The following is a 25,347-nucleotide window of genomic DNA, read 5'->3' on the forward strand; positions in this document are numbered from 1 at the left end:
CGACCATCGCGAGCGAGCTCGCTCCTACAGAAAAACCGATTTGAACAGTGAACTGTTGCCCCGCAAACAAGTGTTTCTGGAGCAACAGTTCGTGGCGACACACTTCTATATATATTCCTAAAAGTTAGTTCATAACTTATTTATAAACGCTTAGGGTATATACACCGGACCACCGGACCTTCTTTGTTTTCGTTCGCCGCACCGCGGCGCTTCCACAAGATGTGAGGTAGGTATGGTCCGGAACACAATCACCCCAGTGCAGATCGCCAGGGCATTGCGTGCAGCCAAGGAGCGGCACTGATGTCCAGTCTGGCAGATGCAATCGTCCAGAGTGACCTGGACATCGCCCCGTTGTTGTTGCCCGCGCAAGTGCTGCGCAACGACGCTCAAGCCATCAAGGCCGCCCATGAGCTGGCGCAAGTCGCCCGTCTGCAAGCGGCCAGGCGCGACCAGCAGCGCAAGCTGCCCTGGTCGGAAATCGAACAATTCACCCGCAGCGGCCTGGGCAGCATGGCCATCCCGCGCGAGTACGGCGGCCCACAGGTGTCGTTCGTCACCCTGGCTGAAGTCTTCGCGATCATTTCCGCGGCGGATCCGGCTCTCGGGCAGATCCCGCAGAACCAGTTCGGCATTCTGAACCTGGTACTGGGCAGCGCCACTGAAGCGCAGAAAAAACAGCTCTTCAAGAGCGTGCTCGAAGGCTGGCGCATCGGCAATGCCGGGCCGGAACGCGGCACCAAAAACACCCTGGAACTCAAGGCGCGCATCACCGCCGATGGCGACAGCTTTGTCATCAATGGCCAGAAGTTCTATTCCACCGGCGCGCTGTTCGCCCATTGGGTGGCGGTCAAGGCGCTCAACGACGACGGCAAACAGGTACTCGCGTTCGTCCGTCGCGGCACGCCAGGGCTGCGGATCGTCGATGACTGGTCCGGCTTTGGCCAGCGCACCACCGCCAGCGGCACCATCCTGCTCAATAACGTGCGGGTCGACGCCGAGCTGGTGGTGGACAACTGGAAGATCAACGAAAAACCGAACACCCAGGGCGCCGTCTCGCAGCTGATTCAAGCCGCCATCGACGCCGGCATTGCCCGGGGCGCCATCGACGACGCCATCGAATTCGTGAAGACCCGCGCCCGGCCGTGGATCGATGCCAACGTCGAACGGGCCAGCGATGACCTGTACGTGATCGCCGACATCGGCAAACTGAAAATCGAACTGCACGCCGCCGAAGCGCTGCTGCGCAAGGCCGGCCAAGTGCTCGATCAGGTGCACGCCGCGCCACTCACCGCCGAGTCCGCCGCTCGCGCTTCGATTGCCGTCGCCGAAGCCAAAGTGCTGACCACCGAAATCTCGTTGCTCGCCAGCGAAAAGCTTTTCGAACTGGCCGGCAGCCGCGCCACCCTCGCCGAATTCAACCTCGACCGCCACTGGCGCAACGCCCGGGTGCACACCCTGCACGACCCGGTGCGCTGGAAGTATCACGCCGTCGGCGCTTATCACTTGAACGGCACGTTGCCGGCTCGCCATTCCTGGATTTAACGACCAGACATCTGGAGAAACTCATGACTTTTTCTCACCCCGTCGCGGTCATCACCAGCGATGAGCAAGCCCTGATCGTCGCCAGCGACCTGGCCGAAGATTTCAAACGCGACAGCGCCGTGCGCGACCGCGAACGCCGTTTGCCACACCCGGAGCTGGAAGTGTTTTCCCGTTCGGGCCTGTGGGGCATCAGCGTGCCCAAGGTATACGGCGGCGCCGGCGTGTCCAATGTGACGCTGGCCAAAGTCATTGCCCTGATTGCCCAGGCCGATGGCTCGCTGGGGCAGATCCCGCAGAACCATTTCTATGCCCTGGAAGTGCTGCGCGTGAACGGCAGCGAGGAACAGAAAAAACGCCTGTATGCCGAAGTATTGGCCGGCCAGCGTTTCGGCAATGCACTCGCTGAACTGGGCACTAAAACCGCCCACGACCGCGTCACCCGCCTGACACGCGACGGCAATGGCTATCGCATCAACGGCCGCAAGTTCTACGCCACCGGGGCGATCTACGCCCAGCGCATTCCGACCTCGGTGATCGATGAAAACGGTGTGCAGCAACTGGCTTTCGTGCCGAGCAACAGCCAAGGCCTGACGGTGATCGACGACTGGAGCGGCTTCGGCCAGCGCACCACCGGCAGCGGTTCGGTGGTGTTCGAAGATGTGTTCGTGGCCGCCGAAGACGTGATCCCGTTCCAGACGGCGTTCGAACGCCCGACCCCGGTCGGCCCTTTGGCACAGATCCTCCACGCGGCCATCGACACCGGCATCGCCCGCGCCGCCTATGAAGATGCGCTGCATTTCGTGCGCACCAAGACCCGCGCCTGGATCGACGCCACCCATGAAATCGCCACCGAGGACCCGCTGACGATCAAGAGCTTCGGCCACTTGAGCATTCGCCTGCACGCTACCGAAGCCCTGCTGGAGCGTGCCGGTGAATTCCTCGACAAGGCCCAGGCGAACACCAACGCCGAAACCGTCGCCGCCGCCTCGATTGCCGTCGCCGAAGCCCGGGCCATCAGCACCGAGATTTCCCTCGCCGCCGGCACCACACTCTTCGAACTGGCGGGCAGCCAGGCGACCCTGCGTGAACACGGCCTGGATCGCCACTGGCGCAACGCACGGGTGCATACGCTGCACGATCCGGTGCGCTGGAAGTATCACGCCGTCGGCAATTACTACCTCAACGATGAAAACCCGCCACTGCGGGGGACCATCTGATGGCTGACGCGAAAAAGAAGATCCTGCTCAACGCGTTCAACATGAACTGCATCGGGCATATCAACCACGGTTTGTGGACGCATCCACGGGATACCTCGACCCAATACAAGACGATCGAGTACTGGACCGAACTGGCGCAATTGCTGGAGCGCGGATTGTTCGACGGCCTGTTCATCGCCGACATCGTCGGCGTCTACGACGTGTACCAGCACTCGGTGGACGTGCCGCTGAAGGAGTCGATCCAGCTGCCGGTCAACGATCCACTGCTGCTGGTCTCGGCCATGGCCGCGGTCACCAAAAACCTCGGTTTCGGCCTCACCGCCAACCTCACCTACGAGCCGCCGTACCTGTTCGCCCGGCGCATGTCGACCCTCGACCATCTGAGTCGCGGTCGCGTGGGCTGGAACATCGTCACCGGCTACCTGGACAGCGCCGCCAAGGCCATGGGCCTGAGCGAACAGGTCGAACACGACCGCCGCTACGACCAGGCCGACGAATACCTGGAGGTGCTCTACAAACTCTGGGAAGGCAGCTGGGAAAACGGCGCGGTGTTGAACGATCCGCAGCAGCGGATCTACGCGCAGCCGGAGAAGGTGCACAAGGTCGAGCACAAGGGCGAGTTCTACCAGGTCGAGGGCTATCACCTGTGCGAGCCGTCGCCACAGCGCACGCCGGTGCTGTTCCAGGCCGGCAGTTCCGATCGCGGTTTGCTGTTCGCCGGGCGTCACGCCGAGTGCGTGTTCATCAGCGGCCAGAACAAAGCGTCGACCAAAGTGCAGGTGGACAAGGTCCGCGCCAGCGCCGTCGAGGCCGGGCGCAACCCCGAGGACATCAAGGTGTTCATGGGCTTGAACGTGATTGTCGGCGCCACTGAAGAGCTGGCCTGGGCCAAGCACGCCGAGTACCTGAGCTATGCCAGCGCCGAGGCCGGCGTGGCGCATTTCTCGGCGTCCACCGGCATCGATTTTTCCGAATACGCCATCGACGAGCCGATCCAGTACGTGAAAAGCAACGCGATCCAGTCCGCCACCAAGAACCTGCAAAACAACGACTGGACCCGGCGCAAATTGCTCGACCAACACGCCCTCGGCGGGCGCTACATCACCGTGGTCGGCTCGCCCGGACAAGTGGCTGATGAGCTGGAATCGTGGATCGCCGAAACCGGCCTCGACGGCTTCAACCTGACACGCATCGTCACGCCGGAAAGCTATGTGGATTTCATCGAACGGGTGATTCCAGAGTTGCAGCGGCGTGGGTCGTACAAGACCGCTTACGACGATGGCAGCTTGCGGGAAAAACTGTTTCGCGAAGGGGCGCATTTGCCTGAGCAACACACCGGGTCCGCCTACAGACGCTAAAAGCATCGCGAGCAGGCTCACTCCTACAGTGGATATTGGGTGTTCACACAATCCCTGTAGGAGCGAGCCTGCTCGCGATGAGGCCCTGATAGACACCGAAAATTTAATGCACTGACTGGAAACCCTGATCATGACCAAGACTTACTTCTCTCACCCAGTCAAAGCACTGGCCCTGGCCCTCGGCCTGTTCAGCTCTGCGGTGTTCGCCGCCGACCCGGCGCTGAAAATCGGCACCACCGCCGCCTTCGCCATTCCGCTGGAAGCGGCCGTCGAAGAAGCCGGCAAACAAGGCCTGAAGGTCGAGCTGGTGGAGTTCAGCGACTGGATCGCGCCGAACGTCAGCCTCGCGTCGGGTGACATCGACGTGAACTACTTCCAGCACATCCCGTTCCTGGAAAACGCCAAGGCGGCCGCCGGCTTTGACCTGGTGCCGTTCGCGCCGGGCATCATCAACAACGTCGGCCTCTACTCGAAAAAATACAAAAGCTTCGACGAGCTGCCAGAAGGCGCCAGCGTGGCCATCGCCAACGACCCGATCAACAGCGGTCGCGGTTTGCAGCTGCTGGCCAAGTCCGGCTTGATCACCCTCAAGCCGGGCGTGGGCTACAAGGCCACCGAAGACGACATCATCGCCAACCCGAAGAAAATCAAGATTCTCCAGGTTGAAGCCGTGCAACTGGTGCGCGCCTATGACGACGCCGACCTGGTCCAGGGTTACCCGGCCTACATCCGTCTGGCGAAGACCTTCGATGCCGGCTCGGCCCTGCTGTTCGACGGCCTGGATCACAAGGAATACGTGATTCAGTTCGTGATCCAGCCGAAAAGCAAAACCGACCCGCGCCTGATCAAATTCGTCGACATCTACCAGCATTCGCCCGCCGTTCGCGCCGCCCTGGATAAAGCCCACGGCAAGCTCTATCAAGCCGGTTGGGAAAGCTGAAAATGACCGCCGCGACCCAAATGCGACTGGAAATTCCAGAGCCTAAGCAAGCGATACAAGCCGAACTGCACCCGGACCTGAATCACGCCCACGTGCGCTTCAGCAACCTGGGTAAAACCTACGAGGGCAAGCAAGGTCCGGTGGCCGCCCTGCACGGCATCGACCTGGCGATCCAGCGCGGCGAAGTGTTCGGCATCATCGGCCGCAGCGGCGCCGGCAAGTCGTCGCTGATCCGCACCATCAACCGCCTCGAACAACCGAGCAGTGGTCGGGTGCTGATCGACCAGGTGGACATCGGCGAGTTCGATGAAGACCGTCTGGTGGCGCTGCGCCGGCGCATTGGCATGATCTTCCAGCACTTCAACCTGATGTCGGCTAAGACCGTTTGGCAGAACGTCGAATTGCCGCTCAAGGTTGCCGGCGTGCCCAAGGAACAACGTGACCGCAAGGTCCGTGAACTGTTGGAACTGGTGGGCCTGGAGGCGAAGCACAAGGCCTATCCGGCGCAGCTGTCCGGCGGCCAGAAGCAGCGTGTCGGCATCGCCCGGGCGCTGGTCCATGACCCGGCGATTCTGTTGTGCGATGAAGCCACTTCCGCGCTGGACCCGGAGACCACGCAATCGATCCTCGGCCTGCTGCGCGAGATCAACCGGCGCCTGGGTTTGACCATCATTTTGATCACCCACGAAATGGCGGTGATCCGCGAAATCTGCGATCGGGTGGTGGTCCTCGAACGCGGCCGCGTGGTCGAGCAGGGGCCGGTCTGGGAAGTGTTCGGCAACCCGCAGCACGAAGTCAGCAAGACCTTGCTCGCGCCGTTGCAGCACGCCCTGCCGTCGGAGCTGCAAAGCCGCTTGCAGGCACAACCGCAGTCCTCAGCCGACGCCGTCGTGTTGCGCCTGCAATTCACCGGCACGGCGCAGGACGAACCGGACATCGCCGCCCTGTTCAGCGCCCTCGGTGGCCGCGTGCGCCTGCTGCAAGGTGGCGTGGAACGGATTCAGGGCCATGCGCTGGGGCAATTGCTGTTGGCGGTGACGGGTTCGTCCCTCGACGCCGAAGCATTGCGCCAGCGCGCAAGCCAATGGGCGCAGCAGGTGGAGGTGTTGGGTTATGTGGTTTGATCGCTTGCTGCAGGGTTTCATCGACACGTTTTTGATGGTCGGCGTGTCGTCGTTGATTGCGTTGCTGGCGGGCATTCCGCTGGCAGTGATCCTGGTCACCAGCTCCAAGGGCGGCATCTACGAAGCCCCAGCGGTGAACCGTGCGCTGGGCGCGTTCGTGAACCTGTTTCGCTCGATTCCGTTCCTGATCCTGATGGTGGCGCTGATTCCGTTCACGCGGTTGATCGTTGGCACCACGTACGGCGTGTGGGCCGCCGTGGTGCCGCTGACCATCGCCGCCACGCCGTTCTTTGCGCGGATTGCCGAAGTCAGTTTGCGTGAGGTGGATCACGGCTTGATCGAGGCGGCGCAGGCCATGGGTTGCCGGCGCCAGCACATCGTCTGGCATGTGCTGTTGCCAGAGGCGCTGCCGGGGATTGTGGGCGGGTTCACCATCACGCTGGTGACGATGATCAACTCCTCGGCCATGGCCGGGGCAATTGGTGCCGGTGGGCTGGGCGACATTGCTTATCGGTATGGGTATCAGCGTTTTGACAGCCAGATCATGTTGACGGTGATTGTGCTGCTGGTGGTGTTGGTTGCGTTGATTCAGCTGGGTGGGGATCGGTTGGCGCGGGGCCTGAACAAGCGCTGAATCAGGATCAAAAGATCGCAGCCTTCGGCAGCTCCTACTGGGTGAGGTGTTGATACGAAATTCGGGCTCGGCACGACCTCTGTAGGAGCTGCCGAAGGCTGCGATCTTGTCGATATTTCGTACAAGGAAATCAGTAATTCCGAAGGTCCGATCCCTTTCCTTTGCAGGACATTTCCTAGATTATTTCGCTCGCTTGCGCCTGCCAAATCTGCTGGCTAGTCTCGGCCCGTCACTGCTCATCAGTGATCGGGTTTAGTAGCCCCGGACAATAGGTGCATAGCAATTTCATGCTCGGCGATTGTTGCCGCATGCAGAAATGGTAGCTGTGCGTGGGGCATCTTTGGATGCACCGGTTTTCCTATTGACCGGCCTACTACCTGCGCACAGCCACCACCCAATCGCTTAGTAGGCGGTAAGTGATGGCTCCTGTTCTGCAATAGGAGTAACCATGGAAAAATCAGTCCCCGATCCACCAGAATCCTCCTCCGACGAAGCCATCACTGACGACCTGCTCAGAGACCGCTCCGCCCTCTACCGCGCCATCGACTTCTACCTCACCGGCGACCAGCCCTCGCCCCCCGATGAACTGCGCTTCTACAACGTCAGCAAGGATGTGAGCTTCGAAGACACCCAGCTCTACATTGCCGATCTGCTGCGCTGTGCGTCGGTCACGGCGTATCAGTGTGGCGATCATCTGAAGGGTGCCGACCGGGCCATGGTGTTTTCGGTGTGGCATTTGCTGGAGATTGCCAAGGCGATGGTGGATCGGTCGATTGAGTGTTTGGGCATGAAGCACGGCTGAGTCATCGGTTGTCAGTGAAATCGCCTTCGCGAGCAAGCCCGCTCCCACATTTGGAATGCGGTCAACGGTGGGAGCGGGCTTGCTCGCGAATGGCTGCGCAGCAGCCCCCGGCGCCATGGCGTATATTCGGCAAATCCCAATTGCCTGCGCAGCCCACCATGAAACAGACCTCCACCGACCTCGACCAGATCACCGCCACCACCCTGGCCCATTACAACTCGGTGGCCGAAGGTTTTCGCGAAGGCACGCGTGATCACGACGTCAGCCAAAATATCGATGCGCTGATGCGGCATATACAGGGCACGGCGCCATTCGACATCCTGGATTTTGGCTGCGGTCCGGGTCGCGACTTGCAAACCTTCACCCGCATGGGCCACAAGGCCGTCGGGCTCGACGGTTCGGAAAAATTTGCGCAGATGGCCCGGGAGGACAGCGGTTGCGAGGTCTGGCAGCAGGACTTCTTGAAGCTTGATCTGCCAAATGAGCGTTTCGACGGGATTTTTGCCAATGCGGTGTTATTCCACATCCCGCGCCAGGAGTTGCCCCGCGTGTTGCAGGAACTGCGGGCGGCGTTGAAGCCTGCGGGTGTGTTGTTCAGTTCCAATCCCCGTGGCGAGAATCAGGAAGGCTGGAATGGGCCGCGCTATGGGGCGTATCACGACCTGGCGGCCTGGCAGCAGTTGCTGACCGAGGCGGGGTTTGTGGAACTGGAGCATTACTATCGGCCGGCGGGGTTGCCCAGGGAGCAGCAGCCTTGGTTGGCGAGTGTCTGGCGTAAGGCGTGAAGCTTTCAGGGTGTGGGTGTTTGTGCTCGCGAAGCTCTTCAGGGCGAAGAAGAAACCTGATAGTTCCCCACCACCCCATCCCCCCAAAACACTGTGATGCTCTGCCCCGCCAGCCGCACCCCCTCAACCTCACGTTCACGCCCATCAAAATTGGCCATCAGCCGTGTGCCATCGACAAACGTGGTCTGCTGCACCAGCCGATCCTCGCTCAACCATCTGAAGCCGGTCATCGCCTGGGTCGCCAGGCGCTCGTGCAGGGGACGGAAGAAGGCATCCTGGCGCGCCATCAACGGCAGCCTCTGTTTCAACGTCTCGGCGCTGAGGTGATAAAGCGGCGGTACGTTGTAGAGCAGTTGGGCCAATTCATTTTCGACCCGCACATTGCTCAGTTTGAGGCTGTCGAACAGCCAGTGATGGGTGGTGATGACCGAGCCATGGAACACCGCCTGATACAGCGGCAGGCGCGTCTGCGGGGCAAAATGCACCGTCCGGTAGGGCTCTTTGAGCGGCACGGATTTGAAGAACACTTGAGGCTGCTCATTGGGGAACCAACGGCCCAGGAAATACATAGACTCCGGTTTTTTACTCATGTCCGCATCACCCCAGCCGATCACCGGCGTCTGCATGCCATGGGCAAACAGAATCCCCTGCGAGGTCGTGGCGTTGCCATCCTCGGAACCCGTCGGCAGGTGCAAGGTTTCATTCAGCCAGCGCGCCGCGTCGATATTGCCCGCTGCGTTTTGGGCCTGGGTCAAGGTGGCACCCGGTCGATAGCTGTCGAACAGCATGCCGGTGGCGTAGGCATCCAGAAACCAGCTGTTGAAACCGGCACGGGCCTGTACCGCTTTGATACGCGCCTCCAGCAATGGGCGCACGCAGCGTGGATCGGTGTAGTGACCCGATTGCTGGAACCCGCTTTTGAACTGGCCCCCGTTCAAGACAATCGCGCATTCCCGGTTGGCGCGTGAGCCCAGGTGTGCCGTGGTCCAGTCCGGGTTTTCACTGGCGCTGAGCGCGGTTTCGTAGGAGTCGTACGGCGCCAGCAAATACCCTCCCGCGACAGCCTCGCGCACGGCCTCGGGATGCCAGAGACCGCCCTCCCAGCCCTCACCGAGGCCTATCCACAAGCGCAAAAGCCCTGCCGTTTTCAGCTGTTCAAAGGTGCTCGCGGACAAGCTGCTGCCCCAGCGTTCGGGGTGGGCTGTCAGCGCTTCGGCAAATTCAGCGGCCAGCGTCGTACGCAGTGGGCCGTAACCCTCGGCGAGTGTCTGCATATCCGGTTCGACGACCGCCTGCCAGCCCTTTCGCGCCCGGGTGTTGAGCGCGCCGTTGAGGCCGCGCAACAACGTGGTTTGTTGATATCCGTTCAGCGGTGGTTGCGCGGCGCCGAGAACCTTAAGGGTTTCGACATCGAATTTTGCGCGTAACGCGCTGGCCAGCGCACCGTTGCCACGCATCAGGGTCAACAAGGCCGGCCAGTTGCGCACGTCGCCCGGGCCGAGCAGGTCGTTGCCCCACAGATAAACATGGCTGGCCCCCAGGAGCTTCTTGGCTTCGGGAGTCTTCAACAGTTTGTCGCTCAAGGTTTCGTATTGCCCGGTATCAACCAACCATTGCCGATAGCGCTTGGCTCCGGCCAACAGATCGGCATCCCCCAACGACAGTTTGAACGTCAGCGGTGCATGGGGCTCAAGGGAGGTGAATTGGTGATGGGCCGTCAGGGCGAGGGTGTTGCTTTCGGTGCTGAAGGTCAGGCGATTGTTGTAGGGATTGGTCATCAGCCAGTTCAGCGTGAAACCACCATGATCGACGCCCCACAGCGGCAGGCTCAGGTCCTGGGTGGTGTTGAAGCCACCCTGATCGAGCAGAAACCGCTGCCACAGCGAGTGCCCCGCGGGTACGTAATGCCCCTCGGCCAGCGGCCAGACCAGGCCTTTGCCCATGGCACTGCCGGGCTGCTTGAGGAACGTCAGTTCACCGGGATCGCGGGCCGTGATGGACAAGGACAGCTCACGCTCATCCAGGACGGCACTGAGCGTCCAGGCGCCGTCATTCCATTTCCAGTCCAGGCGGTCGGTACTTTGCTTGAGATGGCTGACCTTGTGCCCGACAACGCCGAGCGAGGCTTGCACGGGCGGGTGCCGTGCGGGGATGACGCGGATCGCGAGCGTGGCGGGATCGAGTTCGACGCGCCACCGCGGGTTTTCCAGCACGCTGGCGGCCAGCGTCGAGGATGACAGCAAGAGAACGACTAACAACAGCCCCCAACACAAACGACGGGTAACGTATGACATCGAGAACCCTCCTCCATCGGGAGAAGGGACCGTATCGTAACGCACCCATGCTGTAAGTAGGACCGTTCCCAAATTTTCGTTCTGGAACCATTGGCATTCCGTCGCCTGTACTGGCCTCTTCGCGAGCAAGCCCGCTCCCACATTGGAATGCATTTCAAATGTGGGAGCGGGCTTGCTCGCTTTTATTTCGGCTCGCGAATCTTGTACCAGGCCACATACAACGCCGGCAAAAACAGCAGCGTCAGCAAGGTGGCGATGATGATGCCGCCGATCATCGCGTACGCCATCGGCCCCCAGAACACTTCCCGGGCAATCGGGATCATCCCCAGGCTCGCCGCCGCCGCCGTCAGCAGAATCGGCCGGCGACGATGCTCGGTCGCTTCCAGCACCGCATCCCACGGTGAAGAGCCTGCGCTCACAAACTCGTCGATCTGGGTCACCAGGATCACCGAATTGCGGATGATGATGCCGATCAGCGCCAGGATCCCCAGAATCGCCACGAAGCCCATCGGCGTTCCGGTCGGCACCAGCGCCAGCACCACGCCGATCAGGCCCAGCGGTGCCACGCTGGCCACCAGGAACATCTTCTGCACGCTGTGCAGCTGGATCATCAGGAAGGTGGCCATCAAAAACAGCATCAACGGCACGACCTTGGCAATCGGCCCCTGGGCCTTGGCGCTTTCCTCTACCGTACCGCCGGTGGCGATTTTGTAACCCACCGGCAACGCCGCCGCGAACTTGTCGATGCCGGGTTTGAGCAGGGCCACCAGGTCGGTGGGCTGGATCTCGCCGAGCGTGGCGGCCTTGATGGTCACGGTCGGTTTGCGGTCACGGCGCCACACCAGCGGCTGCTCCAGTTCGTAGCGCACGGTGGCGAACGCCAGCAGTGGGATCGAGGTGCCGCTGGGCGTGACGATCTGCAGGTTTTGCAGGGTTTGCGGCGTGCCCCGTTCGGCGTCCACCGCGCGGCCGACCACGTTGATCAGGTAGATGTCGTCGTCGACCTGGGTCACGGTCGAGCCGCTGACGATGCTGTTCATCAGGTTGGCCACGTCCTCGGACGACAGGCCGAGCTGGCGCGCCTTGTCCTGGGCGATGTCGATGCGCAGCACCTTGCCCGGCTCGTTCCAGTCGAAAATGATCTCGCCGATGTGCGGGCTCTTGTCCAGTTCGCTGGCCAGGTCGATGGCGTGCTTGCGCACCTGATCGATGTCATTGCCGCTGACCCGGTACTGGATCGGCCGCCCGACCGGCGGGCCCATTTCCAGCGCTTGCACGTAGCTGCCAATGCCGACGAAGTCTTTGCGCAGGCGTTCGCGCAGACGATCGCTGAGCACCTTGCGCGACTCGAAGCCTTTGCTGACGATCACCAGTTGCGCGTAGTACGGGTTCTGCAATTGCTGGTCGAGGGGCAGGTAGAAACGGATCGCACCCTGGCCGATGTAGGTGCTCCAGCGCACGATGTCCGGGTCGCCCTTGAGCGTGGCTTCAAGCTTGTCCACGGCTTTGCGCGTTTCGTCGATGGAAGCGTTTTGCGGCAGGTTCAGGTCCACCAGGATTTCCGGGCGGTCCGAGGACGGGAAGAACTGGTTCTGCACAAAGCGCATGCAGAACACGGACAGCACAAACAGCAACACCGTGATGCCGATCGCCCACCAGCGGTTGCGCATGCTCCACAGCAAGCCGCCATTGAACGCCCGACCGAGTCGCCCGGGCTCTGCCGAATGCGGCTTAACGTTGGTACTGAGGATGTGCACGCCGATCACCGGGGCGAACAATACGGCGACTATCCACGAGACGATCATCGCCACGGCGATCACCGCAAACAGGGTGAAGGTGTACTCACCGGCAGAGCTGGCGTTCAGGCCGATCGGCACGAAGCCGGCGACGGTCACCAGCGTACCGGTGAGCATCGGGAACGCCGTCGAGGTGTAGGCAAAGGTCGCCGCCTGCTCCTTGGTATCGCCCATTTCCAGACGCGACACCATCATTTCGACGGTGATCATCGCGTCGTCCACCAACAGGCCCAGGGCGATGATCAGCGCGCCGAGGGAAATCCGCTGCATGGTGATGCCGCTGTATTCCATGAACACAAACACCATCGCCAGCACCAGCGGGATCGAACACGCCACCACCAGCCCTGCGCGCACGCCGAGGCTGATGAAGCTGACGACCAGCACGATCACCACCGCCTCAAACAATGCGCTGGTAAAGCCGCCGACTGCCTCTTCCACCACTTCAGCCTGGTCGGACACGTTGTGTACGCCAACGCCAACCGGCAAGTCGGCGGTCAGTTCATTGATGCGCTCGTGCAGCGCCTTGCCGAACACCTGGATGTTGCCGCCCTTCTGCATGGCGATGGCCAGGCCGATGGCTTGCTGGCCATTGAAGCGAAACTCGGGGGTCATCGGGTCGACGTAGCCGCGCTGGATGTCGGCGATATCGGCCAGGCGATAGAAGCGGTCGTTGAGCCGCAGGTTGACGTTGGCCAGGTCTTTTTCGGAGGCGAACTGCCCGGAAGTGCGCACCGAAATCCGCTCCGGGCCCGCCTCGATCACCCCGGCCGGGGTCACCGCGTTTTCTTTTTGCAGGCTTTGCACGACCTGCCCTTCATCAATGCCCAGTGCCGCCAGTTTGCGCGTGGAGAAGTTCAGGTAAATGACTTCATCCTGCTGGCCAATCATCTCGATCTTGCCCAGCCCCGGCACATTGTGGATCTCGGCGCGGGCCTGCTCGACGTAGTCGCGCAGCTGGCGCATCGACAAGCCATCGGCGGTGAAGGCGTAGACCGAACCGAACACGTCACCGAACTCGTCGTTGAATGACGGCCCTTGCAGGCCCTGGGGAAATTGGCCCTTGATGTCGCCGATCTTCTTGCGCACCTGGTACCAGATTTCCGGAATATCCCTGGCCTTGGTGGTGTCGCGCAGGTTCACGTAGACCGTGGACTCGCCGGGGCGGGTGTAGCTTTTCACGTAGTCGAGCGAATCGAGTTCTTCGAGCTTTTTCTCAATGCGGTCGGTGACCTGCTTGAGGGTTTCTTCCTGGGTCGCACCGGGCCAGCGGCTCTGGATCACCATGGTTTTGATGGTGAACGACGGGTCTTCCTCGCGGCCCAGGTTCATGTACGAAAACACGCCCATCAGCAGCGCGACGAACATCAAATACCAGACAAACGACTGATGCTTGAGGGCCCATTCGGATAAGTTGAAACTCCCTTTCATTGTGGGCTGCCCCCGTCGACTTTCACTTTTTGCCCCGGTTTGAGGCTGTTCACACCGGCGGTGACGACGCGTTCGCCGTTCTTCACCCCGAAGGCCAGCACCACGCTGCTGTCGGTGCGGCTGACGACACTGACGTCCCGAGACGACACGGTTTGCGTCTGCGGATCGACGACCCAGACCCGCGTTTTACCCTCTACCTCCTGCAAGGCCGTCAAGGGCACTTCGACACGTGGCTTGATGGCTGAACTCAAGGTCACGCTGATCGCCGTCCCCAGGCGGAATGCGGTCGGTGTCTCGGCCAGGGTCAGGCGTGCGCGCCGGGTGCGGGTGGTGCTTTCGGCCTGGGGCTCGATTTCCCGCACGGTGGCGGTGGTGGTGATTTCCGGGTTGAGTTGCGCGGCGACCTGAAACACCACGTCCTTGGGTAACTGATCGATCAGGGTGTCGGGCAGATCGATCACCGCTTCCTTGATGTCCGGTTGCGCCAGGGTCACGACCTGCTGGCCAGCGGTAACGACTTGCCCGGCCTCGGCGTTCCACGCGGTGACCACGGATTTGTGGTCGGCGCGCAATTCAACGTAATTGAGCTGGTCCTTGGCCTGGTTGACCGCGGCCCGCGCCTGATCGAGCGACGCCTGGGTGGTTTTCAGATCGGTTTGCGCCGAATCGAGTTGCGCCTGCGAACCCACGCCGCGGTCAAACAAATCCTGCTGCCGGCGCGCGGTGGCCTGGGCGTTGATGAATTGCGCCTGAATACTCGCCAGGTCACCCTCTGCCGACCGTAGCTGGTTCTGCTGGTCGGTGGGGTCGAGCGAGGCGAGCAGGTCACCGGCGTTCACTTCTGCGCCGACGTCGACGGCACGGCTGGCAATGCGTCCCGGTATGCGGAACCCGACATTGCTTTCGTAGCGCGCCTGAATGTTGCCGGCAAAACGCCCGAGGTTTTCCTCGCCGAATGCCTTGACCAGAATCGACAACACCGGGCGTACCGGCTCCGGCGGTGGCTCCTTTTTCGAACAGGCCACCAGCATCACACTGGCGCATACCAGTAACAGGCGCCTCATGGCTGGGCCTCCGTGGCGAATTCCTTGTAGGTGTTTTCGGCGACGTCCACGATCACGCCCGGGTGCAGCAACTGCCCCCCGGCGATGACGACTTTTTCGCCACCGTTCAGACCTCCACTGATGATGACTTTTCCGGTCAGGTAGCGGCCGACGGTGACGGGGTGCAACTGCGCCTTGCCCTCCCCGTCCACCAGCCACACGGCAGGCTGGCTGACATCCTTGGTCAGCGCCGACCACGGCAACTCCACGGCGGCTTTGCCCCGGGTATGAGCGGTGGCACTGACCACAGAACCCAGTTGCATCCCCTGCGGCAAAGGACCCAGGGTGACTTTGACCTGCACCGTGCCGGTCTGCTCGGAGACGGCCGGCGTGATCTCGCGAACGGTGCCGGTGGTTTTGATCGCCGGGTTATCCAGCAAGCTGACCACCACCGACTTGTCCGACGGCGGCTCGACCAGTAGCGACTCGAAGACGTTGAACACCGCGTCGCGGTCGCCATCCTGCGCAAGGCTGAAGATCGGCACCGTGGCCTGCACCACCTGGCCGACTTCCGCCTGACGCGCGGTGATCACACCCGGCGCATCGGAAATCAGCGCGGTGTAGCTCAATTGCTCCTTGGCATTGGCCAGTTGCGCCTGGGCCGCCGCGAGCGAACTCTGGCTGCTGCGCAACGCGGCTTGGGCCGAATCGTATTCGCTTTGGCTGGTGTAGCCCTTGGGCAGCAGTTTTTGCTGGCGCACGAAAGACGCGGCGTTCTGTTTGACCTTGGCCTGTTCGGCGACGACCTGGGCCTGGGCCGAATCGACGTTGGTCTGCAGGTCTTTGGGATCAAGCCGGGCGAGCACCTGTTTGGCGGAAATGCGGTCACCGACGTCGACCGTACGCTGGATGATCTTGCCGCCGACGCGAAACGAGAGTTCGGTCTGCACCCGCGCCTGTACATCGCCGGTCAAGGTCACGCTGGTGGCATAGTTGGCCGGTTTGACTTCTTGCACGAAAACCCGTGGCCGGGCCTTCTCGACCGGCTTCTCTTCGCTACAGGCACTCAGCAAGGCCAGCAGGCTCAGGCCAAGGGCTATTCTCAATCCGGGACCAACCATGCAGACTCCTTTGCGTTTAACGGGCGCGATTCGTCTGTCAGCTTAGAACAGGGTTCAACCTTCGCCCGCGCAAAATCCGGATTTTCCCCTGTAGGCGCTGCCGAAGGCTGCGATCTTTTGCTTTTCAATGATCAAGATCAAAAGATCGCAGCCTGCGGCAGCTCCTACATGAAGCAGGTCACAGAGAATATTGTTCATGCTCAAAACCCTGGCGGTGGCCAATTACCGTTCCATCAACAAACTGGTGATCCCGCTGGGTCGGCTGAACCTGATCACCGGCCCCAACGGTAGCGGTAAATCCAACCTCTACCGAGCGTTGCGCCTGCTGGCGGAAACCGCTCAGGGCGGCGTGGTCAACGCACTGGCCCGCGAGGGCGGTCTGGATTCGACCTTCTGGGCCGGCCCGGAAGTCATTTCGCGGCGCATGCGAAATGGTGAAGTGCCGATTCAGTCGACCGTACGACACGGTGTCAAACGTCTGCGCCTGGGGTTTGCCGGGGACGAGTTCAGCTACTCGATTGCCTTGGGCCTGCCCGAACCGAGTCGCTCCGCGTTTTCCCTCGACCCGGAAATCAAAAAGGAATGCATCTGGAGCGGCCCGTTTTACCGCCAGGCGAGCCTGCTGGTGGATCGCGACGGCCCAATGATCCGCGCCCGCACCAACCGCAGCTGGGATGTGCTGGCTCAGCACACGCCGAACTTCGACAGCCTGTTCGACCAGATCGGCAGCCTGCGCGCCTCGCCGGAAGTGCTGCAAATGCGCGAGTTCATTCGACGCTGGCGCTTCTACGATCACTTTCGTAGCGATGCAGACGCGCCGGTGCGCCAGCCACAACTGGGCACTCGCACGCCAGTGCTGCATCACGACGGCAGGGATCTGGCGGCGGCGTTGCAGACCATCATCGAAATCGGCGATCCCGAGGCATTGCAGAATGCAATAACCGACGCTTTTCCCGGTGCGCGGCTGCACATCCAGCCGCTGGCCGGAGGACGCTTTGCCATCGAGTTTTATCAGGAAGGTTTGCTGCGCCCGTTGTCGGCGGCGGAGCTGTCGGACGGGACGTTGCGTTATCTGTTGCTGGTAGCGGCGCTACTCACGCCCAGGCCGCCGACCTTGATGGTGCTGAACGAACCGGAAACCAGCCTGCATCCGGATCTGTTGCCGGCGTTAGCGCGGTTGATCATTCGCGCATCGGAGCAGTGTCAGGTGTGGGTGGTCTCCCATGCACGGCGCTTGATCTCGGCCTTGCAGGAGGACCCGGAGTGCAATTGCATCGTGTTGGAGAAAAATCTGGGGCAAACCGGGATTGTCGGGCAGCGGATGCTGGATGAGCCGGCGTGGTATTGGCCGGATTGATCAGCGTCTGAAAAAGCTTCGCGAGCAAGCCCGCTCCCACAGTTGATCTGTATTGCACACAATAGGGTGCCCTGACACAGATCCTGTGGGAGCGGGCTTGCTCGCGAAGACGGCAGCGCAAACGCCGCCGAGGTTACTGAATCACCCCTGCCACTTCCCACCCTCGACAATCACGCTCTCAGGCTTGGTGTCATCGCTCAGCTCTTTACGTACATATTGGTCGTACAGCTTGAGCAGGTACTTCTCTTCACCCAGCTTCGCCAACTCGGCATTGACCCAGTCGCGCAGCTCGATATTGCCCTTCTTCACCGCCGGCGCAATCGGTGCTTCGGCGCCGAGTTTCTGCTCAAGCACGCGGTAGCCCGGGTTCTGCTTGGCCCAGCTGAACAGCACCAGGTTGTCCTGCGCGTAGGCATCGCCCCGACCATTGGCCAGCGCCTGCAAGGACTCGGAGTTTTTCTCGAATTTGAGCAGTTTCCAGTCCGGGTGGTTCTTGGTCAGCCAGAGGTCGGCCGTGGTGCCAATGGTGACGATGGTGGTGCGGGTCGCCAGGTCATCGAGGTTTTTCACCCCGCTGTCCGCAGGCACCAGCGCCTGCACCGCGACCTTGAGGTTCGGGTTGGTGAATTCCACCGCTTCCTTGCGCTCCGGGGTGACGGTCATGTTGGCCAGGATCAGGTCGACTTTGTCGCTTTGCAGGAACGGAATGCGGCTCGCCGGCTCCACGGCGACGAACTCGACCTTGTTTTCGTCGCCCAGCAGATCCTTGGCGAATTGCCGGCCGATGTCGGTATCGAAGCCCACATAGCGCCCGGCTTCATTGACGAAACCGAACGGCGGCTTGTCGGTAAACACGCCCACGATCAGCTTGTCCCGCGCCTTGATTTTTTCCAGGTAACCGGCCGGCGCGGCGCTTTCGCTGGCGACTTTGGGTTTGGGCGGCTCTTCGGTTTTGTTGCAGCCGGCCAGCAGCGCAAGGCCCAGCAGCGGGAGAAGCAAGAGTGACGACTTGGCAGTTTTCATGGCAGTTCCAGTTCCTTTGTTTGAGTCGTTTTGGGTAGTGCGGCGACGTAGGAGAACTTCTCCAGGAACTGCTGCGCGCGTGCGGTTTGCGGGTTCGTAAAGAAAGTCTCGGGAGGGTTTTGTTCAAGGATGCGCCCGGCATCCATGAACACGATGCGGTCGGCCACGGCGCGGGCGAAGGCCATTTCGTGGGTGACGATCAACAGGGTCATGCCCTCGCGGGCCAGGCCCTGGATGACCTCCAGCACTTCCTTGACCATTTCCGGGTCGAGGGCGGCGGTGACTTCATCGAAGAGCATGACCTTGGGGTTCATGCACAGCGAGCGGACGATAGCAATGCGTTGCTGCTGGCCGCCGGAGAGCTGGCGTGGGAACGCATCACGCTTGTCCGCCAGTCCCACGCGGTCAAGCAAGGCCTGCGCCTGGGCGCGGGCTTCATGGCGATCGCGTTTTTGCACCTTGAGCGGGCCCAGCAGCAGGTTGTCGAGCACGCTCATGTGCGGGAACAGGTGATAACTCTGGAACACCATGCCGATCTGCTGCCGGACTTCGCGCCAGTCGGTGGCCTTGTCCAGCAGTTCGCGGCCGGCAAATTTCAGGCTGCCGCTGTGGGCGACTTCCAGGCCGTTGAGGCAACGCAGCAAGGTGCTTTTGCCACAGCCGCTGGGGCCGAGGATGACGATGACTTCGCCCGGTTTCACGCCCAGGTCGATGCCGTCGAGCACCTGTTGCTCGCCGAAAAACTTGTTGAAACCCTTGAACTCGATCAATGCGCTCATGCTTGCGTCCAGCGCCGTTCCAGCACACGCGAGGCGGCCGACAACGGGTAGCAAATGAAAAAGAAAAACAGGAAAAGCGCACCGTAGATCAGCACCGATTCGTAGGTGCGTTCGATGATTTGCTGGCCGACCTTGATCACATCCACCACACCGATCAGCACGGCCAGGGAGCTGGTCTTGATGATCCGCGTATAGACGTTGATGGTCGGCGGCGTCATGCGTTTCAGTGCCTGCGGCAGCAACACGTAGCCGTAGAGTTGCGGACCATCCAGGCCGATCGACAGCCCGGCTTCACGCTGGCCGCGCGGCAGCGAGTGCAACGCTCCGCGCACCACTTCGCCCACCTCGCTGGCGCCCCACAGCGACAGCACCAGCACCGCACACCAGAAGCTCGGAATGCTCAGGCCAAGGAAAATCGGCAGGCCGAAGAACAACAAATACAACCAGACCAGCACCGGGATCGCCCGGAACAGTTCCAGGTAAACCCGCAGGATCACGTTCAGCCACGTCACATTGAGCGTGCGCAGCACGCCGTAGAGCACGCCGCCGACGGTGCTGATGGCAATGCTCAGGAAAGAAATCGACAGGGTTTGCAGCGCCCCCTTGCCCAGTTGCGGCAAGGACACCCACAACAACTCAAGACCCGAACTGGCCATGCTGGAGCCTCCTTTCCAGGCGGCTGAGCAGCAGCGACAACGGCAGGAACAACAGCACGCAGATCAACGTCAGCACGGCGAGCATTTCGTAGGTTTTGTAATACAGCGCGATGTAGCTCTTGGTGGTGTAGAGAATCTCCGGCACCGCCACCGCCGAAACCACGGTGGTTTCCTTGAGCAGGAAAATGAAATTGGCGAACAGCGACGGCAGGCTGAGGATGCCCGCCTGCGGCAGGATCACGTAGCGCAGCAATTGCCCGTGGGACAGGCCGATGGACCGCCCGGACTCCAGTTGCGCCAAGGGCACCGCATCCACGCCGGCGCGCAGCACTTCGGTGAGGTAGGCGCCACCCAGGAAGGTCATAGTGATGATTGCCGCGGCAAAACCCGACACCTTGATGCCCAGCACCGGCAAGGCGAAATAGACGAAGAACAGCTGAATCAGCAGGGGTGTATTGCGCGCCAGTTCAACGTAGAGGCCCACGAGGCGCTGCAGGTACGGTGTGCGAAACACCAGAATCGTCGCGTTGATCAATGCCACCAGCAACGAGGTGCCGATAGCGATCAGGCCGACCTGCAGCGTCACGCCCACAGCCTTGAGAAAGGCCGGCAGGGTGGAGAGGATAAAAGCGTAATCGAAGTTCATTGAACATCCTGGACGCCGCTCGGTAAGCGACGGTGGTGCTGACCACGGGCCATGATGGCGGCCCGGCAAGCATCGACTTTAAAGGTATAAGAATGAGAATTTAAATACCGTTAAAGCATATTGATATCACTCAAAAAGCTAGTCTGTGAATTTGCCGGGGCGGCGGAAGAAGGCTATTTTCCCTTGCGCCGTAGGAAGGATCTTTTTTTCGAATGACCCTCCAAGGACGGAACGGATTTGGCCAGACTCCCCGGCCGAACCATCACAAGGAAGCGAAAAATGGCAGATGCAAAAGTGCCGCAGCCGATGAATCCGCAGGACATCGTCAAGTGGCTGGTGGCGTTGCGCAGGGCGATGAAGGACAGAGTCTCCTGAGGCGCAAAGATACCTGTGGGAGCGGGCTTGCTCGCGAAAGCGGCGTGTCAGTCGACAGGTCTGCCGAATTTGGAAACGCATTCGCGAGCAAGCCCGCTCCCACAGGAAAAGCGGGCGCAAAAAAACGCCGACGCTATTGCTAGCCGTCGGCGTTGGTAACCTTGAAGGGGTTTACCTGGCGAATCAGAACGCCGGCAGTACCGCGCCGCTGTACTTCTTCTCGATGAATGCTTTCACTTCCGGGCTGGTCAGGGCCTTGGCCAGTTTCTGGATGGCGGCGCTGTCCTTGTTGTCCGGACGGGCCACCAGGAAGTTCACGTAAGGCGAATCCGCGCCTTCGATCACCAGCGCGTCTTTAGCCGGGTTCAGGCCCGCTTCCAGCGCGTAGTTGGTGTTGATCATGTCCAGGTCGACCTGATCCAGCACACGCGGCAGCATGGCGGATTCCAGTTCCTTGAACTTGAAGTTGTGCGGGTTCTTGGCGATGTCTTTCGGGGTCGCCAGGGCGTTTTTCGGGTCTTTGAGCTCGATCAGGCCGGCTTTCTGCAGCAGGATCAGGGCACGGCCGCTGTTGCTGCCTTCGTTAGGGATGGCAATGGTCGCGCCGTCTTTGAGCTCGGCCAGGGTTTTGACTTTCTTCGAGTAGCCACCGAACGGTTCAACATGAACGCCGATCACGGTCACCAGGTTGGTGCCTTTGCCTTCGTTGAAGCTTTTCAGGTACGGCAGGGTCTGGAAGTAGTTGGCGTCCAGACGCTTCTGGTCGACCTGTACGTTCGGCTGAACGTAGTCGGTGAAGACTTTGATTTCCAGGTCCACGCCTTCTTTGGCGAGGGTCGGCTTGATCAGCTCGAGAATTTCGGCGTGTGGAATCGGGGTCGCAGCCACGACCAGTTTCTCGCCAGCCTGGGCCAGACCCGCGGTCAGGGCAGCCGCCAGTGCGGTGAACAACAGAACCTTTTTCATGCAGTGTCCTTATCGAATATCACAGTCGCTTGTGGCGACGGCTATTAGTACGTGTGCCAGTGAAGTGCTATCGCCGGCGTGAGGCGGACAATACCGGGATTTTTTATTCCCGAACAATATCTTTTATTCACTTTCATATTCCATTTTGTTCATACAGCTCTAGCCCGCGCATTACCCTGTAGGAGCGAGCCTGCTCGCGATGAACGCAAGGACGACACGGGCACCCAGAAAACCCGCGTCATCGTTGACGACCATCGCGAGCAGGCTCGCTCCTACAGGAGGCCAGTTTGCTTAAGTATCTGTTTCAGGGCGTCTTTTTCAGTGTCAGTGGCATTGCCGAGAATCTGTTTGAGCTGCTGTTCGATGCGTCCCAAACCTTCATCGGGCAAGTTCAGATGCTCCGGCAAAATCTCGTCGCCAGTACTCACCAGCAGCGCAAAGTGGATGACGTTTTCCAGCTCCCGGGTATTGCCCGGCCAGCTGTGCCGTTCCAGCACCCGTTGCGCGGCCTCGCTGATCAGTGGCACCGGCAGGTCCAGGCGTTGGCTGTAGATGCCCAGAAAGTACTCCGCCAGAGACAGGATATCGCCCACCCGTTCGCGCAGTGCCGGCAGTTCCAGCTGGCCTTCGCTGAGGTAGTGATAGAGGCGCTCATGGAATTTGCCGGCGGCGACCGCCTGGGCCAGGTCGATGCTGGTGGCAGCGACCAGTCGCACGTCCACCGGGCTCGGCTGGTGTGCACCGACACGGGTGACCTCGTGGTTTTCCAGGGCGGCGAGCAGTTTGATCTGGATCGGCAGCGGCAAGTCGCCGATCTCGTCCAGGTACAAGGTGCCGCCGTTGGCCGAGCCGAACCAGCCGGCACGGCTGCTGGCCGATCCGCTGTAACTGCCCGCCGCATAGCCGAACAGTTCGGCGTCGGCGTAGGTCGGGCTGATGGCGCCGCAATTGACCGAGACGAACAACCCGCCGCGATCACTGGCGCGATGGATGTGCCGCGCCAGCAGTTCCTTGCCGGTGCCGGTTTCACCACGGATCAGCACCGAGATGGCGCGCGGCGCCAGCTGCTCCATTTCCTGGCGCAACTGCCGTGAGCGCGGATCGACAAACACCAGCGCCTTGGCGCGGATGCTCAGGGGACTTTTTTCGGCGTCTGGAAAGGTCAGCAGCGGCTGACCGAAGGTTTCAAAGCTCATGGCAGTCTCCCGCCCAAAACCGCCGGGAGACGGGGGGCGTTGAAAAAAATTAAGCGCGGCGCAGGGCGTGGTGCTCCATGCGGTTTTGCAGACGATAGAGATAAGCAAAACCCTGCTCCCAGCGCTGGTGGCCGGATTTCACGTTGATGTGCCCGGCACCCGACAGGATCCCCGCCTCGGCGCCCCAGTTGCGCGCCAGTTCCAGTGCACGCGGCGCACTGACGGCGCTGTCGTTGTCGGAGCTGACGATCTGGCTGGGAAACGGCAGCAGGTCCGTCGGAATCGGCGCGAAATTGCGCAGGGCCGGTGCGCACGCCGGGCGCTCGACATCGGCCGGGGCGACCAGCAAGGCACCGCGCACCTGGCGCAAATACGGCAGTGGTGCCGTCGCCGCCCAATGGGCGACGGTGATGCAGCCCAGGCTATGGGCAATCAGGATCACCGGGGTGCTGTCGGCGGCGATGGCCTCGGCCAGCGCCGCGACCCAGTCTTCACGCCGCGGCGTCAGCCAGTCGGCCTGCTCCACCCGTGCGCTGTTCGGCAGGCTGTTTTGCCAGTGGCTTTGCCAATGATCGTCTGGCGATCCTTGCCAGCCCGGCACAATCAGGTAGCGAATGGATTCGTTGCGCATGGGGGAGCTCTCCTGCTGCGTGTCTGTTACGGATCGAGTATAGGGAGGAGAGTTATATTCGTTAAGGAATAAGAAGCTATTTATTAAGACCCATATCGAATAAGTAATGCGATCAAATGTGGGATCGGGCTTGCTCGCGAAGGCGGAGTGTCAGTCGATATTCATGTTGCTAATGCACCGCCTTCGCGAGCAAGCCCGCTCCCACAAAGGATTGAGGTGTTCCGGGCGGAATAAAAAAGGGGCCGCACCCTGCCAAGGAGACGGCCCCGGAAACTCGGAATCTGTTCAACAACCTGGCACAGATGATTGGCGAAATCGGTTATCCAATAAAGGAATATTTAATTACTTTAATAGATCTAAATTGAATAAGCCGATGACCCCACGTCGACCGCCAATCATCGTTGCTTGCACCACAACCTAATGTCCCTTTGGGTCAAATTGATGACGGATTGACTGGCATTTGAGTTTCCGGGTTCACGCCTCAGGCCTGAGCAGCGCTGGCCTGCTTCGGTTCTGTCGCCTCCTGGCGCACAAACCGGTTCGCCCGGCCGAACGTGCCGAAGTCGTTGAAGCGCACGCCCATCTCGCGCATCACCTGGTGCGCCACCGGGACCGTCATCTGGCGGATGTAGAACGGCTCCTTCACCACGAAATGATGAATCCCGTGGCTGCTGCCGAAGTTGAAGCAGAACGCCTGCAACGGCCACAGCCACCAGGCGTTCAACACCTGACACTGCTGCATCACGTTGCCCGGTTCGACGTCACCGTAGTAGTGCATGTTCGAGCTGATGAAGTGCAGGCAAAAGGTGCGCAGCACGTTCGGGCCGATGATCACCACGGCGGCGATGTCGATCACGTTCATCACCGACAATGTGGTCGTCGACCATTCGATCGGCGCGCCCAGCAGATGGGCGATGCCATTGGCGGCATGGAAGCCGAGAAACACATACCACGCCCCCCAATGCACCAGCGCCAGCGGCGCGTAGACCTTCAGCGTGCGCTGGATGATGCTGAATTTTTGAGCCCGGGTTTTCGCTCGCAGCATGCGAATGAACGACGACATCATGTTGTCGCCGACCATCAAGAAGCGGGCGATGCCCCAGGGTTCGCCGTTGGTGATCGCCCGCTCTTCCATGTCGGTTTCCGTGCCGGAAACCTTGTGGTGGTTGAGGTGCAGGTGACGACGGATCCACGGGTTGATGGTGCTCGGGCGCGCCAGCCAGACCAGACCCATCATCAGGTTGTGCGGCACCCGCTGCTTGCGAAAGTACATGCTGTGGATCAGGTCGTGTTCCAGCTCATGGGTCAGCGAAGCGAAAAATCCGTTGAGCAACAGGCACGCCCACCACGCCATGTGCCCGGTGATGTAGAGCGCCGCCGACCCGATCATGCCGGCCAGCGCGAAGGCCAGAATGCCCGCGCCCAGGGCGTCCTGGTGCTTGAGAATCGGGTAGCGCTCGCGCAACTCGACGCCCTTGGCCAACACCACCTCGCGAATATGCGCTGATCGCTGAGCTGCATTCAGTCGCTGGGGACTTGCAGAAGTACCGTGCATGCTTCCATCCTCTGGTTATTGATGTTCGCATCCTGCCCGCTGCATGCTCTCGTAGCGGTAGCCGTGAACGCCAACCTGT

The 25,347-nt window shown here is 61.0% G+C and carries 22 protein-coding genes; 9 read left to right on the forward strand and 13 right to left on the reverse strand.

Going from position 1 to position 25,347, the window contains the following annotated elements; all coding sequences use genetic code 11:
- Positions 1 to 300: 300 nt before the first annotated feature.
- From F8N66_RS21000 to F8N66_RS21035, 8 genes are all read left to right on the forward strand, one after another.
- Positions 301 to 1,542, forward strand: a complete 1,242-nt coding sequence (locus tag F8N66_RS21000) for an SfnB family sulfur acquisition oxidoreductase (RefSeq protein WP_150772004.1) — start codon at positions 301 to 303, stop codon at positions 1,540 to 1,542.
- A gap of 23 nt (positions 1,543 to 1,565) precedes the next feature.
- Positions 1,566 to 2,759, forward strand: a complete 1,194-nt coding sequence (locus F8N66_RS21005; RefSeq protein ID WP_150772005.1) for an SfnB family sulfur acquisition oxidoreductase — start codon at positions 1,566 to 1,568, stop codon at positions 2,757 to 2,759.
- The gene (locus F8N66_RS21010; RefSeq protein WP_150772006.1) at positions 2,759 to 4,117 is read left to right on the forward strand and encodes an LLM class flavin-dependent oxidoreductase; all 1,359 of its coding nucleotides are present in this window, start codon (positions 2,759 to 2,761) and stop codon (positions 4,115 to 4,117) included. The genes F8N66_RS21005 and F8N66_RS21010 overlap by 1 nt, the downstream gene beginning before the upstream one ends.
- A 130-nt stretch (positions 4,118 to 4,247) precedes the next feature.
- The gene (locus tag F8N66_RS21015) at positions 4,248 to 5,057 is read left to right on the forward strand and encodes a MetQ/NlpA family ABC transporter substrate-binding protein (protein ID WP_150772007.1); all 810 of its coding nucleotides are present in this window, start codon (positions 4,248 to 4,250) and stop codon (positions 5,055 to 5,057) included.
- Positions 5,058 to 5,059: 2 nt separating this feature from the next.
- The gene (locus F8N66_RS21020; protein WP_150772008.1) at positions 5,060 to 6,181 is read left to right on the forward strand and encodes a methionine ABC transporter ATP-binding protein; all 1,122 of its coding nucleotides are present in this window, start codon (positions 5,060 to 5,062) and stop codon (positions 6,179 to 6,181) included.
- Positions 6,171 to 6,815, forward strand: a complete 645-nt coding sequence (locus F8N66_RS21025; RefSeq protein WP_150772009.1) for a methionine ABC transporter permease — start codon at positions 6,171 to 6,173, stop codon at positions 6,813 to 6,815. Before F8N66_RS21020 ends, F8N66_RS21025 begins: the two co-directional genes overlap by 11 nt.
- Before the next feature lie 448 nt (positions 6,816 to 7,263).
- A complete protein-coding gene (locus F8N66_RS21030; RefSeq protein ID WP_150772010.1) occupies positions 7,264 to 7,617 on the forward strand; it encodes a DUF6124 family protein in 354 nt (117 codons plus the stop codon).
- Between the two features lie 158 nt (positions 7,618 to 7,775).
- A complete protein-coding gene (locus tag F8N66_RS21035; protein ID WP_150772011.1) occupies positions 7,776 to 8,402 on the forward strand; it encodes a class I SAM-dependent methyltransferase in 627 nt (208 codons plus the stop codon).
- Positions 8,403 to 8,440: 38 nt separating this feature from the next.
- On the opposite strand, the gene F8N66_RS21040 is transcribed toward F8N66_RS21035, so the two are convergent.
- The 5 genes from F8N66_RS21040 to F8N66_RS31540 form a co-directional block, all read right to left on the reverse strand.
- Entirely contained in the window at positions 8,441 to 10,696 is a 2,256-nt protein-coding gene (locus F8N66_RS21040) for a glycoside hydrolase (RefSeq protein WP_150772012.1), read from the reverse strand.
- Positions 10,697 to 10,878: 182 nt separating this feature from the next.
- Positions 10,879 to 13,920 (reverse strand): efflux RND transporter permease subunit, encoded by a 3,042-nt coding sequence (locus tag F8N66_RS21045; RefSeq protein WP_150772013.1) that lies wholly within the window; start codon positions 13,918 to 13,920, stop codon positions 10,879 to 10,881.
- Positions 13,917 to 14,984: an efflux RND transporter periplasmic adaptor subunit gene (locus tag F8N66_RS21050; protein WP_150772014.1), complete on the reverse strand. Its 1,068-nt coding sequence runs from the start codon at positions 14,982 to 14,984 to the stop codon at positions 13,917 to 13,919. Before F8N66_RS21050 ends, F8N66_RS21045 begins: the two co-directional genes overlap by 4 nt.
- On the reverse strand, positions 14,981 to 16,084 hold the full coding sequence (locus F8N66_RS21055) for an efflux RND transporter periplasmic adaptor subunit (RefSeq protein WP_150772015.1): 1,104 nt from the start codon (positions 16,082 to 16,084) through the stop codon (positions 14,981 to 14,983). Before F8N66_RS21055 ends, F8N66_RS21050 begins: the two co-directional genes overlap by 4 nt.
- Before the next feature lie 54 nt (positions 16,085 to 16,138).
- Entirely contained in the window at positions 16,139 to 16,282 is a 144-nt protein-coding gene (locus F8N66_RS31540) for a hypothetical protein (RefSeq protein ID WP_191623032.1), read from the reverse strand.
- Here F8N66_RS31540 and F8N66_RS21060 point away from each other — a divergent pair.
- Complete coding sequence (locus tag F8N66_RS21060) at positions 16,281 to 17,441, forward strand: AAA family ATPase (RefSeq protein WP_150772016.1); 1,161 nt, start codon at positions 16,281 to 16,283, stop codon at positions 17,439 to 17,441. The two genes, F8N66_RS31540 and F8N66_RS21060, sit on opposite strands and share 2 nt — an antisense overlap.
- A 141-nt stretch (positions 17,442 to 17,582) precedes the next feature.
- Here the strand turns inward: F8N66_RS21060 and F8N66_RS21065 are convergent, their stop codons facing one another.
- From F8N66_RS21065 to F8N66_RS21105, 8 genes are all read right to left on the reverse strand, one after another.
- Entirely contained in the window at positions 17,583 to 18,464 is an 882-nt protein-coding gene (locus F8N66_RS21065) for a transporter substrate-binding domain-containing protein (RefSeq protein ID WP_150772017.1), read from the reverse strand.
- The gene (locus F8N66_RS21070; protein ID WP_150772018.1) at positions 18,461 to 19,243 is read right to left on the reverse strand and encodes an amino acid ABC transporter ATP-binding protein; all 783 of its coding nucleotides are present in this window, start codon (positions 19,241 to 19,243) and stop codon (positions 18,461 to 18,463) included. Before F8N66_RS21070 ends, F8N66_RS21065 begins: the two co-directional genes overlap by 4 nt.
- On the reverse strand, positions 19,240 to 19,899 hold the full coding sequence (locus F8N66_RS21075; protein WP_150772019.1) for an amino acid ABC transporter permease: 660 nt from the start codon (positions 19,897 to 19,899) through the stop codon (positions 19,240 to 19,242). The genes F8N66_RS21070 and F8N66_RS21075 overlap by 4 nt, the downstream gene beginning before the upstream one ends.
- Positions 19,880 to 20,545, reverse strand: a complete 666-nt coding sequence (locus F8N66_RS21080) for an amino acid ABC transporter permease (protein WP_150772020.1) — start codon at positions 20,543 to 20,545, stop codon at positions 19,880 to 19,882. Before F8N66_RS21080 ends, F8N66_RS21075 begins: the two co-directional genes overlap by 20 nt.
- Before the next feature lie 558 nt (positions 20,546 to 21,103).
- Complete coding sequence (locus tag F8N66_RS21090) at positions 21,104 to 21,886, reverse strand: MetQ/NlpA family ABC transporter substrate-binding protein (protein ID WP_150772021.1); 783 nt, start codon at positions 21,884 to 21,886, stop codon at positions 21,104 to 21,106.
- Positions 21,887 to 22,158: 272 nt separating this feature from the next.
- Positions 22,159 to 23,082 (reverse strand): sigma 54-interacting transcriptional regulator, encoded by a 924-nt coding sequence (locus F8N66_RS21095; RefSeq protein WP_150772022.1) that lies wholly within the window; start codon positions 23,080 to 23,082, stop codon positions 22,159 to 22,161.
- Positions 23,083 to 23,131: 49 nt separating this feature from the next.
- Positions 23,132 to 23,713, reverse strand: a complete 582-nt coding sequence (locus F8N66_RS21100) for an alpha/beta hydrolase (protein WP_150772023.1) — start codon at positions 23,711 to 23,713, stop codon at positions 23,132 to 23,134.
- A gap of 481 nt (positions 23,714 to 24,194) precedes the next feature.
- On the reverse strand, positions 24,195 to 25,268 hold the full coding sequence (locus F8N66_RS21105) for a fatty acid desaturase (RefSeq protein ID WP_150772024.1): 1,074 nt from the start codon (positions 25,266 to 25,268) through the stop codon (positions 24,195 to 24,197).
- Between the last annotated feature and the right edge of the window lie 79 nt (positions 25,269 to 25,347).

This window comes from Pseudomonas fluorescens (genome assembly GCF_902498195.1).
Taxonomy (GTDB): domain Bacteria; phylum Pseudomonadota; class Gammaproteobacteria; order Pseudomonadales; family Pseudomonadaceae; genus Aquipseudomonas; species Aquipseudomonas fluorescens_BU.

Excerpts from the sequence above, each read along its gene's own strand:
- F8N66_RS21000 (WP_150772004.1), top strand. The coding sequence starts at position 301 with ATGTCCAGTCTGGCAGATGCAATCGTCCAGAGTGACCTGGACATCGCC.
- F8N66_RS21005 (WP_150772005.1), top strand. The coding sequence starts at position 1,566 with ATGACTTTTTCTCACCCCGTCGCGGTCATCACCAGCGATGAGCAAGCC.
- F8N66_RS21010 (WP_150772006.1), top strand. The coding sequence starts at position 2,759 with ATGGCTGACGCGAAAAAGAAGATCCTGCTCAACGCGTTCAACATGAAC.
- F8N66_RS21015 (WP_150772007.1), top strand. The coding sequence starts at position 4,248 with ATGACCAAGACTTACTTCTCTCACCCAGTCAAAGCACTGGCCCTGGCC.
- F8N66_RS21020 (WP_150772008.1), top strand. The coding sequence starts at position 5,060 with ATGACCGCCGCGACCCAAATGCGACTGGAAATTCCAGAGCCTAAGCAA.
- F8N66_RS21025 (WP_150772009.1), top strand. The coding sequence starts at position 6,171 with ATGTGGTTTGATCGCTTGCTGCAGGGTTTCATCGACACGTTTTTGATG.
- F8N66_RS21030 (WP_150772010.1), top strand. The coding sequence starts at position 7,264 with ATGGAAAAATCAGTCCCCGATCCACCAGAATCCTCCTCCGACGAAGCC.
- F8N66_RS21035 (WP_150772011.1), top strand. The coding sequence starts at position 7,776 with ATGAAACAGACCTCCACCGACCTCGACCAGATCACCGCCACCACCCTG.
- F8N66_RS21040 (WP_150772012.1), bottom strand. The coding sequence starts at position 10,696 with ATGTCATACGTTACCCGTCGTTTGTGTTGGGGGCTGTTGTTAGTCGTT.
- F8N66_RS21045 (WP_150772013.1), bottom strand. The coding sequence starts at position 13,920 with ATGAAAGGGAGTTTCAACTTATCCGAATGGGCCCTCAAGCATCAGTCG.
- F8N66_RS21050 (WP_150772014.1), bottom strand. The coding sequence starts at position 14,984 with ATGAGGCGCCTGTTACTGGTATGCGCCAGTGTGATGCTGGTGGCCTGT.
- F8N66_RS21055 (WP_150772015.1), bottom strand. The coding sequence starts at position 16,084 with ATGGTTGGTCCCGGATTGAGAATAGCCCTTGGCCTGAGCCTGCTGGCC.
- F8N66_RS21060 (WP_150772016.1), top strand. The coding sequence starts at position 16,281 with ATGCTCAAAACCCTGGCGGTGGCCAATTACCGTTCCATCAACAAACTG.
- F8N66_RS31540 (WP_191623032.1), bottom strand. The coding sequence starts at position 16,282 with ATGAACAATATTCTCTGTGACCTGCTTCATGTAGGAGCTGCCGCAGGC.
- F8N66_RS21065 (WP_150772017.1), bottom strand. The coding sequence starts at position 18,464 with ATGAAAACTGCCAAGTCGTCACTCTTGCTTCTCCCGCTGCTGGGCCTT.
- F8N66_RS21070 (WP_150772018.1), bottom strand. The coding sequence starts at position 19,243 with ATGAGCGCATTGATCGAGTTCAAGGGTTTCAACAAGTTTTTCGGCGAG.
- F8N66_RS21075 (WP_150772019.1), bottom strand. The coding sequence starts at position 19,899 with ATGGCCAGTTCGGGTCTTGAGTTGTTGTGGGTGTCCTTGCCGCAACTG.
- F8N66_RS21080 (WP_150772020.1), bottom strand. The coding sequence starts at position 20,545 with ATGAACTTCGATTACGCTTTTATCCTCTCCACCCTGCCGGCCTTTCTC.
- F8N66_RS21090 (WP_150772021.1), bottom strand. The coding sequence starts at position 21,886 with ATGAAAAAGGTTCTGTTGTTCACCGCACTGGCGGCTGCCCTGACCGCG.
- F8N66_RS21095 (WP_150772022.1), bottom strand. The coding sequence starts at position 23,082 with ATGAGCTTTGAAACCTTCGGTCAGCCGCTGCTGACCTTTCCAGACGCC.
- F8N66_RS21100 (WP_150772023.1), bottom strand. The coding sequence starts at position 23,713 with ATGCGCAACGAATCCATTCGCTACCTGATTGTGCCGGGCTGGCAAGGA.
- F8N66_RS21105 (WP_150772024.1), bottom strand. The coding sequence starts at position 25,268 with ATGCACGGTACTTCTGCAAGTCCCCAGCGACTGAATGCAGCTCAGCGA.